The sequence below is a fragment of the Enterobacter cloacae complex sp. IR5384 genome (genome assembly GCF_049237265.1).
Classification (GTDB): domain Bacteria; phylum Pseudomonadota; class Gammaproteobacteria; order Enterobacterales; family Enterobacteriaceae; genus Enterobacter; species Enterobacter cloacae.
In genome coordinates this window covers 1-9,129 of record NZ_JBMKHJ010000064.1, presented here as the reverse complement: position 1 = coordinate 9,129, position 9,129 = coordinate 1, and the positions used below count along the sequence as shown (strand labels likewise).

Here is a 9,129-nt window from a genome sequence, read left to right as displayed (position 1 = left end):
GGCAGCACCTGGCACGGCTGGGACGGAAGTCGCTGTCGCTCACAAAATCGGTGGAGCTGCATGACAAAGTCATCGGGCATTATCTGAACATAAAACACTATCAATAATTTTGAGTCATTACCCAGTTAGCAATAACCCCCGCTTGCGGGGGCCATACCCACCAGGAGCAAACGCAGAAAGCCCGAGATACTTCTGCTGTACCGGGGGCTGGCGACATTTCAGGCAACACTCATAGTTGACATCCTCCCCGCCCTAAAGGGCGGGGAGGATGTCAATAATAGCAGACCACATCATGATGTCATTCTGACCGACAGATGCCAGAAGCAGAGGATCCATCCCATTTTATACCTACCTTATAACACTTAGAAAAACAACATGTTAAAAATGTTTATTGGAAACAATTTTATTTCCAATTGTAATGATAACCATTCTCATATTAATATGGCTACGTGATAATTAACTTTTGATGCACTCCGCATGTCTGACCGTGCCACTTCCACAGCTTCCTTAACGTTCGAGTCGCTTTATGGCACCCATCACGGCTGGTTGAAAAGTTGGCTGACGCGCAAACTCCAGTCTGCCTTTGATGCAGATGACATTGCCCAGGACACTTTTTTGCGGGTAATGAGCAGCGAAACGCTCTCGACGATCCGCGATCCTCGCTCTTTCCTGTGCACTATCGCCAAACGCGTGATGGTGGACCTGTTTCGCCGAAACGCGCTGGAAAAAGCGTATCTGGAGATGCTGGCGCTTATGCCGGAGGGGGTAGCGCCTTCACCTGAGGAACGCGAAAGCCAGCTCGAGACCCTACAACTCGTCGACAGCATGCTGGACGGGCTAAACGGAAAAACACGTGAAGCGTTTCTGCTTTCGCAACTGGATGGCCTGACATACAGCGAGATTGCGCACAAACTCGGTGTTTCCGTCAGCTCCGTGAAAAAATACGTGGCGAAAGCCGTCGAGCACTGCCTGCTGTTTCGTCTGGAGCATGGGTTATGAATCCTTCGTTAACCGATTCCCGCCGTCAGGCGCTGCGTTCAGCTTCCCACTGGTATGCCGTGCTAAGCGGCGAGCGCGTCAGCCCACAACAGGAAGCGCGCTGGCAACAGTGGTATGAACAGGATCAGGATAACCAGTGGGCCTGGCAGCAGGTTGAAAACCTGCGCAACCAGCTTGGCGGTGTGCCTGGCGACGTTGCCAGCCGGGCGCTGCACGATACCCGCCTCACCCGCCGTCACGTGATGAAAGGATTACTGCTGTTGCTCGGCGCTGGCGGAGGCTGGCAACTCTGGCAGTCGGAAACCGGCGAAGGTCTGCGGGCAGATTACCGCACCGCCAAAGGCGCAGTCAGCCGTCAGCAACTGGAAGATGACTCCCTGCTCACGCTGAATACCCAAAGCGCGGCGGATGTGCGTTTTGATGCGCATCAGCGCACCGTCCGGCTCTGGTACGGTGAAATCGCCATTACTACCGCGAAAGATGCGCAGCAACGCCCCTTCCGCGTCCTGACCCGTCAGGGCCAACTCACCGCTTTAGGGACAGAATTTACCGTCCGCCAGCAGGATAATTTCACGCAGCTTGACGTGCAGCAGCACGCCGTGGAAGTGCTTCTCGCCAGTGCCCCCGCGCAAAAACGCATCGTGAACGCTGGTGAAAGCCTGCAGTTCAGCGCCTCTGAGTTTGGCGCAGTGAAACCGCTGGATGACGAGAGTACAAGCTGGACGAAGGGCATCCTGAGCTTCAGCGATAAACCGCTGGGTGAGGTGATAGCCACGCTAAGCCGTTACCGCAACGGCGTGCTGCGCTGCGATCCCGCCGTTGCCGGGCTGCGCCTGAGCGGGACGTTCCCGCTGAAAAATACCGATGCGATCCTGAACGTTATCGCTCAAACGCTTCCCGTTAAAATTCAGTCTATTACGCGGTACTGGATAAACATTTCACCGCTGTAAGAAAAATAATTCTCATTTCGATTGTCCTTTTTACCCTTCTCGTTCGACTCATAGCTGAACACAACAAAAATGATGATGGAGAAGGTATGACGCCGTTACGCGTTTTTCGTAAAACAACACCTTTGGTTAACGCCATTCGCCTGAGCCTGCTGCCGCTGGCCGGTCTCTCGTTTTCCGCTTTTGCTGCACAGGTTGATATCGCACCGGGATCGCTCGACAAAGCGCTCAATCAGTATGCCGCACACAGCGGAATTACCCTCTCGGTTGACGCCAGCCTGACGCGCGGCAAGCAGAGCAACGGCCTGCACGGAGATTACGACGTCGAGAGCGGCCTGCAACAACTGCTGGACGGCAGCGGACTGCAGGTAAAACCGCTGAGAAATAACAGCTGGACGCTGGAGACCGCGCCCGCGCCAAAAGAAGATGCCCTGACCGTGGTCGGCGACTGGCTGGGCGATGCGCGTGAAAACGACGTATTTGAACATGCTGGCGCGCGTGACGTGATCCGCCGTGAGGATTTCGCCAAAACCGGCGCAACCACCATGCGTGAGGTGCTTAACCGCATCCCTGGCGTCAGCGCGCCGGAAAACAACGGCACCGGCAGCCACGACCTGGCGATGAACTTTGGCATCCGGGGCCTGAACCCACGCCTCGCCAGCCGCTCGACCGTCCTGATGGACGGCATCCCCGTCCCCTTTGCCCCTTACGGTCAGCCGCAGCTTTCACTGGCTCCCGTTTCGCTCGGCAACATGGATGCCATTGACGTGGTGCGCGGTGGTGGTGCGGTGCGTTACGGACCGCAGAGCGTGGGCGGCGTGGTGAACTTTGTTACCCGCGCCATTCCGCAGGACTTTGGTATCGAGGCGGGGGTGGAAGGTCAGCTCAGCCCAACCTCTTCACAAAACAACCCGAAAGAGACGCACAACCTGATGGTGGGCGGCACAGCGGACAACGGTTTTGGCACCGCGCTGCTCTACTCCGGCACGCGCGGCAGTGACTGGCGCGAGCACAGCGCCACCCGCATCGACGACCTGATGCTGAAAAGCAAATATGCGCCGAATGAGGTGCACACCTTCAACAGCCTGCTGCAATATTACGATGGTGAAGCCGACATGCCCGGCGGCCTGTCCCGCGCGGATTACGACGCCGATCGCTGGCAATCCACCCGCCCGTATGACCGCTTCTGGGGCCGTCGCAAGCTGGCGAGCCTGGGCTACCAGTTCCAGCCGGACAGCCAGCATAAATTCAACATTCAGGGGTTCTACACCCAAACCCTGCGCAGCGGCTACCTGGAGCAAGGCAAACGCATCACCCTCTCGCCGCGTATCTACTGGGTGCGCGGTATTGAGCCACGCTACAGCCAGAGCTTTATGATCGGCCCTTCCGCGCACGAAGTGGGCGTGGGCTATCGCTATGTGAATGAATCAACGCATGAAATGCGTTACTACACCGCCACCAGCAGCGGGCAGTTGCCGTCCGGCTCAAGCCCTTACGACCGCGACACGCGTTCCGGCACCGAGGCGCACGCCTGGTATCTGGATGACAAAATCGACATCGGCAACTGGACCATCACGCCGGGTATGCGTTTCGAACATATCGAGTCATACCAGAACAACGCCATCAAAGGCACGCACGAAGAGGTGAGCTATAACGCACCGCTTCCGGCGTTGAACGTGCTCTATCACCTGACTGATAGCTGGAATCTTTATGCAAACACTGAAGGCTCGTTCGGCACCGTACAGTACAGCCAGATTGGCAAGGCTGTGCAAAGCGGCAATGTGGAACCGGAAAAAGCGCGAACCTGGGAACTCGGTACCCGCTACGATGACGGCGCGCTGACGGCGGAAATGGGGCTGTTCCTGATTAACTTTAACAATCAGTACGACTCCAACCAGACCAACGACACCGTCACTGCACGTGGCAAAACGCGCCATACCGGGCTGGAAACGCAGGCACGTTACGACCTGGGTACGCTAACGCCAACGCTTGATAACGTTTCCGTCTACGCCAGCTATGCGTATGTGAACGCGGAAATCCGCGAGAAAGGCGACACCTATGGCAATCAGGTGCCATTCTCCCCGAAACATAAAGGCACGCTGGGCGTGGACTACAAGCCGGGCAACTGGACGTTCAATCTGAACAGCGATTTCCAGTCCAGCCAGTTTGCGGATAACGCCAATACGGTGAAAGAGAGCGCCGACGGCAGTACCGGCCGCATTCCCGGCTTCATGCTCTGGGGCGCACGCGTGGCGTATGACTTTGGCCCGCAGATGGCAGATCTGAACCTGGCGTTCGGTGTGAAAAACATCTTCGACCAGGACTACTTCATCCGCTCTTATGACGACAACAACAAAGGCATCTACGCAGGCCAGCCGCGCACGCTGTATATGCAGGGGTCGTTGAAGTTCTGATGTGTTAACGCCCGGCTTGCCGGGCTTTTAGCTGGAATGTGACTATGTTGGCATTTATCCGTTTTCTTTTTGCAGGCCTGCTGCTGGTGATCGGCCACGCCTTTGCCGCCACGGTTCAGGACGAACACGGCACGTTTACACTCGATAAAACGCCACAACGGATTGTGGTGCTGGAACTCTCGTTCGCCGATGCGCTGGCCGCCGTGGACGTCAGCCCGATCGGTATTGCCGACGATAACGATGCAAAACGCATCCTGCCCGAAGTGCGTGCGCACCTGAAACCGTGGCAGTCCGTCGGAACGCGCGCGCAGCCGAGCCTGGAAGCCATTGCTGCCCTGAAACCAGACCTGATCATTGCCGACAGCAGTCGCCATGCGGGGATTTACACTGCCTTGCAGCAAATCGCGCCGGTACTGCTGCTTAAGTCCCGCAACGAAACCTACGCTGAAAATTTGCACTCAGCGGCTATCATCGGCGAAGTGGTAGGTAAAAAACGAGAGATGCAGGCGCGTCTGGAACAACATAAAGAGAAGATGGCGCAGTGGTCCAGCCAGCTTCCCACAGGGACACGCGTGGCCTTTGGCACATCACGCGAACAGCTATTCAACCTGCATACCCAGGAGACCTGGACCGGCAGCGTGCTGGCTTCTCTGGGGCTGAACGTTCCCGCTGCGATGGCGGGCGCGTCCATGCCGTCCATCGGCCTGGAGCAACTGCTGGCGGTCAATCCTGCCTGGCTGCTGGTTGCCCACTATCGCGAAGAGAGCATTGTTAAACGCTGGCAACAAGATCCGCTCTGGCAGATATTAACCGCCGCGCAGAAGCAGCAGGTTGCTTCAGTCGACAGTAACGCCTGGGCGCGGATGCGCGGTATTTTTGCCGCAGAGCGTATTGCCGCTGACACGGTAAAAATCTTCCACCATCAGCCGCTTACCGATGTGAAATGACCGCGCTAAAACACCCGGTGCTGCTGTGGGGGCTTCCCGTTGCAGTACTTATTATTATTTTCTGGCTGAGTCTGTTTTGCTACTCGGCCATTCCTGTTTCCGGAGCAGACGCAATCCGCGCCCTGCTGCCTGGACACACGCCAACGCTACCAGAAGCGCTGGTGCAAAACCTTCGTTTGCCGCGAAGCCTGGTCGCCGTTCTGATCGGCGCAAGCCTGGCGCTCGCGGGCACGCTGCTGCAAACCCTGACCCACAACCCAATGGCCTCTCCTTCACTGCTCGGCATTAACAGCGGCGCGGCGCTGGCTATGGCGCTTACCAGCGCGCTGAGTCCGACGCCGGTTGCAGGCTATTCCCTGTCGTTCATCGCGGCATGCGGGGGCGGCGTGAGCTGGCTGCTGGTCATGACCGCAGGAGGCGGGTTTCGTCATACCCAGGACAGAAACAAACTGATCCTCGCGGGTATCGCGCTGTCGGCCTTTTGTATGGCCCTGACCCGCATCACCCTGCTGCTGGCCGAAGATCATGCTTACGGCATCTTTTACTGGCTGGCAGGCGGAGTGTCCCACGCCCACTGGCAGGATGTCTGGCAGCTCTTGCCGGTGGTGGTCACTGCAGTCCCTGTCGTGTTGCTGCTGGCGAATCAACTGAACCTGCTCAACGTCAGCGACAGTACCGCCCATACGCTGGGAGTGAACCTGCCGAGACTACGTTTGATCATCAATATGTTAGTGCTGCTTCTGGTTGGCGCGTGCGTCAGTGTGGCAGGTCCGGTGGCGTTTATCGGCCTGCTGGTGCCACATCTGGCGCGCTTCTGGGCAGGCTTCGATCAGCGCAACGTACTGCCGGTGAGCATGCTGCTGGGGGCCACGCTGATGCTGATGGCAGATGTACTCGCACGCGCGCTGGCCTTCCCCGGCGATCTGCCCGCAGGCGCAGTGCTGGCGCTGATTGGCAGTCCTTGCTTTGTCTGGCTGGTGAGGAGGCGAGGATGAAAATTGCGCTGGTCATTTTCATCACCCTTGCCCTGGCAGGTTGTGCGCTGTTATCACTCCATATGGGGGTGATCCCCGTGCCGTGGCGCGCGCTGCTGACCGACTGGCAGGACGGACGCGAGCATTATTATGTATTGATGGAGTACCGACTGCCGCGCTTGCTGCTGGCACTGTTTGTCGGTGCAGCCCTCGCCGTGGCGGGCGTGCTGGTACAGGGGATTGTGCGTAACCCGCTAGCATCACCGGATATTCTCGGCATTAACCATGCCGCCAGCCTTGCCTCTGTGGGAGCACTGCTTCTTATGCCATCACTATCCGTGATGGTGCTGCCGCTGCTGGCCTTTGCGGGCGGTATGGCGGGGTTGATCTTGCTGAAGATGCTGGCAAAGACCCACCAGCCGATGAAGCTGGCGCTCACCGGCGTGGCGCTTTCCGCCTGCTGGGCGAGCCTGACGGATTACCTGATGCTCCTGCACCCGCAGGATGTAAACAGTGCCCTGCTGTGGCTGACGGGTAGCTTATGGGGGCGCGACTGGCACTTTGTGAAGATTGCCGTGCCGTTGCTCATTCTGTTTTTGCCGCTGAGCCTGCGCTTTTGTCGCGATCTCGACCTGCTGGCGCTGGGCGATGCACGAGCAGCCACGCTCGGCGTGTCGGTTCAGCGCACCCGGTTCCAGGGGCTGATGCTGGCTGTCGCGATGACAGCAACCGGCGTGGCCGTCTGTGGCCCGATAAGTTTTATTGGTCTCGTCGTGCCGCACATGGTGCGCAGGATCGCCGGCGGGCGTCACCGCTGGCTGATGCCCGTTTCGGCCCTGACGGGCGCGTTGTTGCTGGTCATTGCCGATCTGCTGGCACGAATCATTCATCCGCCGCTGGAGCTTCCGGCAGGCGTGCTGACCGCCATTATCGGCGCACCGTGGTTTGTCTGGCTGCTTGTGAGAATGCGATAAATGAGATTACGTACTGAAAATCTGACCGTCAGCTATGGCGCACAAACCGTGCTGGATGGACTTTCTCTCGCCCTGCCTGCCGGAAAAATCACGGCCCTGCTCGGCCCTAACGGTTGCGGGAAATCGACGCTGTTGAACTGTTTTTCTCGCCTGTTAACACCAGACTCTGGCGAGATATTGCTTGATGAAAAACCCATAGCCGGTTTTTCCGCCCGCCAGCTGGCTCGCCGCCTGGCTTTACTGCCGCAACACCATTTATCCCCCGAGGGGATCACTGTACGGGAACTGGTTTCCTACGGCCGCAGCCCGTGGCTGTCGTTGTGGGGGCGACTCTCCGCGGAAGACAACGAGCGGGTCAACGTGGCAATGAGTCAGACCCGGACGCGCAATCTGGCTGACCGCAGGTTAACCCAGCTTTCCGGCGGCCAGCGCCAGCGTGCGTTTCTGGCGATGGTGCTGGCACAGGATACCCCACTCATTCTTCTTGATGAGCCTACGACCTACCTCGATATCAATCATCAGGTTGAACTGATGCGCCTGATGGTTGAACTCAAAAGGCAGGGGAAAACCGTAGTGACGGTACTCCACGATCTGAATCAGGCCAGCCGCTATTGCGATCATCTGGTGGTACTGGCAAGCGGTCGCGTGATGGCGCAAGGTGCTCCGGAAGCAGTGATGAAACCAGAGCTTCTAAAGACGGTGTTCAGCGTAGAAGCGGAAATCCATCCCGAACCGGTATCTGGCAGACCCATGTGTGTGGTGAAGTAGTCTGGCGAAGTCATAAGGATCATCACAGGACAGATAAAGGAAGTGATAACCACCTGCCAACAGGCACCAAAATCTGGCTGGTTGCCGGTATCACCGACATGCGCAACGGCTTCAATGGTCTCGCCGCAAAGGTGCAGACGATGCTGAAAGATGACCCGATATCCGGCCATGTCTTCATCTTCCGGGGCCGCAGCGGCAGTAAGGTCAAACTGCTGTGGTCCACCGGCGACGGGCTGTGCCTGCTGACCAAACGGCTGGAACGCGGCCGCTTCGCCTGGCCCTCTGCCCGCGATGGCAAAGTGTTCCTGACCCCGGCGCAGCTGGCAATGCTTCTGGAAGGCATCGACTGGCGGCAGCCTAAAAGACTGCTTACGTCCCTGACCATGTTGTAGGCCTCTTTATCCTGGTTGTCGTTGAATAAGCCTGGTAAAATGCGGGCTTATGAACAACACCTCCCCCTGACGACATCCTTCTGCTGAAACAGCGCCTGTCCGAACAGGAAGCGCTGAACCGCGCCCTGCTGGAAAAGCAGGCCGACCGGGAGCGCGAAATAGACCATCTGCAGGCGCAGCTGGATAAGATTCGCCGGATGAACTTCGGCAGTCGTTCTGAATAAATCTCCCGCCGCATCGCGCAGATAGAAGCCGACCTGAACCGGCTTCAGACAGAAAGCGATACGCTGACGGGTCGGGTTGCCGATACGGGCCGGGCCCCGTATCGTTTTAACCCTGAATATTCATCGCAGATATTGTTTCGGGTTTTCCGGTATACCAGCCCTGAACTAGGTAACCGGGGCCAAGAGAACGGACGAATTCAAACTGTCCTGGCGTTTCCACCCCTTCAAACACCAGTGGTTTGCCAGTACCACGTAACCCTTTCACCACAGAAACAAGTAGCGCTCGCTTCACCGGGTCATCAATATTGGCAATAAAAATACGGTCTATTTTTATCTCATCGAAATCCAGTACCGTCAGCCATTCAATATGGGGGCCGCTTGGCAAACGGAATCTATGGTCACTCCCGTTTTTGCAACACCGATTTTGACGACAAGTTGGCTTGCTTGAATCTATCCGGCGTCTGAATGGGATTTTATTCCCGCGCCTTGA

General features: G+C 57.5%; 10 protein-coding genes and 1 pseudogene. 10 read left to right on the top strand and 1 reads right to left on the bottom strand.

Going from position 1 to position 9,129, the window contains the following annotated elements; translation table 11 throughout:
• The 10 genes and pseudogenes from ACOTX3_RS25325 to ACOTX3_RS25280 form a co-directional block, all read left to right on the top strand.
• The coding region (locus ACOTX3_RS25325) for an IS1 family transposase (RefSeq protein ID WP_232936284.1) at positions 1-107 on the top strand (107 nt) is incomplete at its 5' end.
• 370 nt (positions 108-477) lie between these two features.
• Positions 478-999, top strand: a complete 522-nt coding sequence (gene fecI / locus ACOTX3_RS25320) for an RNA polymerase sigma factor FecI (RefSeq protein ID WP_016151347.1) — start codon at positions 478-480, stop codon at positions 997-999.
• On the top strand, positions 996-1,949 hold the full coding sequence (gene fecR / locus ACOTX3_RS25315) for a ferric citrate uptake sigma factor regulator FecR (RefSeq protein WP_023304425.1): 954 nt from the start codon (positions 996-998) through the stop codon (positions 1,947-1,949). Before fecI ends, fecR begins: the two co-directional genes overlap by 4 nt.
• An 86-nt stretch (positions 1,950-2,035) precedes the next feature.
• A complete protein-coding gene (fecA, locus tag ACOTX3_RS25310) occupies positions 2,036-4,360 on the top strand; it encodes a TonB-dependent Fe(3+) dicitrate receptor FecA (RefSeq protein ID WP_022652364.1) in 2,325 nt (774 codons plus the stop codon).
• 44 nt (positions 4,361-4,404) lie between these two features.
• Entirely contained in the window at positions 4,405-5,307 is a 903-nt protein-coding gene (fecB, locus tag ACOTX3_RS25305; RefSeq protein ID WP_007898890.1) for a Fe(3+) dicitrate ABC transporter substrate-binding protein FecB, read from the top strand.
• The gene (fecC, locus tag ACOTX3_RS25300) at positions 5,304-6,302 is read left to right on the top strand and encodes an iron-dicitrate ABC transporter permease FecC (RefSeq protein WP_004118243.1); all 999 of its coding nucleotides are present in this window, start codon (positions 5,304-5,306) and stop codon (positions 6,300-6,302) included. The genes fecB and fecC overlap by 4 nt, the downstream gene beginning before the upstream one ends.
• Positions 6,299-7,255, top strand: coding sequence for a Fe(3+) dicitrate ABC transporter permease subunit FecD (fecD, locus tag ACOTX3_RS25295; RefSeq protein ID WP_004118246.1), 957 nt, complete (start codon positions 6,299-6,301; stop codon positions 7,253-7,255). The genes fecC and fecD overlap by 4 nt, the downstream gene beginning before the upstream one ends.
• Positions 7,256-8,023 carry a Fe(3+) dicitrate ABC transporter ATP-binding protein FecE gene (gene fecE / locus ACOTX3_RS25290; RefSeq protein ID WP_004152282.1) on the top strand — a complete coding sequence of 256 codons (768 nt, stop codon included), beginning with the start codon at positions 7,256-7,258 and terminating at the stop codon, positions 8,021-8,023.
• 53 nt (positions 8,024-8,076) lie between these two features.
• Entirely contained in the window at positions 8,077-8,415 is a 339-nt protein-coding gene (tnpB, locus tag ACOTX3_RS25285) for an IS66 family insertion sequence element accessory protein TnpB (protein ID WP_028018554.1), read from the top strand.
• A 49-nt stretch (positions 8,416-8,464) separates the two neighbouring features.
• Positions 8,465-8,723: pseudogene (locus tag ACOTX3_RS25280) on the top strand (IS66 family transposase); the annotation flags it as partial.
• A gap of 22 nt (positions 8,724-8,745) precedes the next feature.
• On the opposite strand, the gene ACOTX3_RS25275 reads toward ACOTX3_RS25280, so the two are convergent.
• Positions 8,746-9,129, bottom strand: a 384-nt coding sequence (locus ACOTX3_RS25275) for an EAL domain-containing protein (protein ID WP_235428255.1), incomplete at its 5' end; no start/stop codon positions are given.